Below are 1,764 nucleotides of genomic sequence, written 5' to 3'. Positions count from 1 at the left end.
GCCTAGTGATCAATCACTCAGTACTGAAACTGAAGGCCAACAGCTTATGCTTAATAAGCCAAAATCTGAAGCTCAGGACACGCTCGAAGACTCTCCCAAATCAGCGCTTCCAACTGCTACAAACGCAGCACAGACTCTGGCAAATGAAAAGATTGTGATCAAGGCTGTGCCAGAAGAAACTGAGGGAAATACTTCCACAGCTTCGCTTGAAGACGCGCCAAACATAGTTGAACCCGGTACTGATAGCGATAAGCCTCCAGTTGTTGAGGAGAAACAGTTTTTTAATGCAAGTTTTACTGCCGAGTTTAGTGGCGATTGCTGGTTCAAATTTACCAATGCAGAAGGTAAAACTGTATTTGCTGCTTTAAAACGTGCAGGCAATAAAGTCAATTATACGGGGCCAGCTCCTTTTACAATGGTTCTGGGCGATGCCAAGCAGGTTCAGGTTGAGTTTGAAGGGAAGGCGGTTGATTTAATACCGCATACTGCCAAGAACGGCAGGGCTCAATTGACCTTAAGCCCATAATGCTAATGATTTGTTATGAGTGGCCTTCTCAGGTCAAAGGATTAAATGAATGAAGTTTGAATCGCCTATAAAACGCAGAAAATCCAAGAAGATATGGGTTGGAGATGTGGCTGTCGGTGGCGATGCACCTGTTGCTGTGCAAAGTATGACCAATACTGACACCTGTGATGTTGACGCGACGGTAGCCCAAATAAAGGCATTGCAGGACGCAGGTGCCGATATCGTGCGTGTTTCGGTTCCTAGCATGGAAGCGGCAGAAGCATTCAAAGAAATTAAGAAGAAGACCTCTATTCCACTTGTTGCTGACATTCACTTTGATTACAAAATAGCCCTAAAAGTAGCCGAATACGGCGTGGATTGTCTGCGTATTAACCCTGGTAATATAGGTAAAGAGGACCGTATTAAAGCAGTAATTGACTGTGCTAAAGAGAAAAATATCCCGATTCGTATCGGAGTTAATGCGGGCTCATTAGAAAAAGATTTGCAAAAGAAGTATGGCGAGCCAACCCCTGAAGCCTTGGTGGAGTCGGCAATGCGTCATGTTAATATCCTGCGGGCTCATGATTTCGATAACTTTAAGGTCAGCCTTAAAGCTTCAGATGTTTTTATGACAGTTGCTGCGTATCGAATGATTGCTGATCAAATTGAACAGCCTTTGCATTTGGGTATTACCGAAGCCGGGGGTTTTCGATCAGGTGCGGTTAAGTCTGCCGTGGGTTTGGGGATGTTATTAATGGATGGCATTGGCGATACGATTCGAGTGTCGCTTGCTGCCGACCCTATTGAAGAAATCAAAGTTGGTTTTGATATTCTTAAAAGTTTAAAGATTCGCTCAAAGGGTATTAATTTTATTGCCTGCCCAAGCTGCTCTCGACAAAACTTTGATGTTGTTCAGACAATGAATGAATTGGAAGAGCGCTTAGAAGACGTCACGACGCCATTGGATGTCGCGATAATTGGCTGTGTTGTAAACGGTCCGGGTGAGGCTAAAGAAGTAGACGTTGGTCTGACCGGTGGCTCGCCGAATAATTTACTTTACCTTGATGGAAAGCCGGACCATAAATTAGCTAACACAACACTTGTTGATGATTTAGAGCGAAACATCAGGTCCAAGATCGCAGCCAAAGAGGCCCAGGAGTCTCAGGTGATTGCAAAAGCATAGAATTTAACACTGTAATTTTTCCTCTTGCTTGCTAAGTGAGCTCGAGAGAAGTTCTAGATAATAAGGATTAAACCTT

Annotated in this window: 2 protein-coding genes; both read left to right on the top strand. The window is 44.0% G+C overall.

Translation table 11 applies throughout. From position 1 onward, the window contains the following. Positions 1-526 (top strand): RodZ domain-containing protein (locus A3729_RS22360; protein WP_231877486.1); only part of this gene is annotated, 526 nt, incomplete at its 5' end. A 49-nt stretch (positions 527-575) separates the two neighbouring features. Then, a complete protein-coding gene (ispG, locus tag A3729_RS22355; protein WP_068634066.1) occupies positions 576-1,688 on the top strand; it encodes a flavodoxin-dependent (E)-4-hydroxy-3-methylbut-2-enyl-diphosphate synthase in 1,113 nt (370 codons plus the stop codon). The last annotated feature ends 76 nt before the right edge of the window (positions 1,689-1,764 follow it).

The organism is Oleiphilus sp. HI0043 (assembly GCF_001634935.1).
The sequence above is the reverse complement of the archived record's forward strand: the minus strand, read 5'-3'. Positions and strand labels throughout refer to the sequence as shown.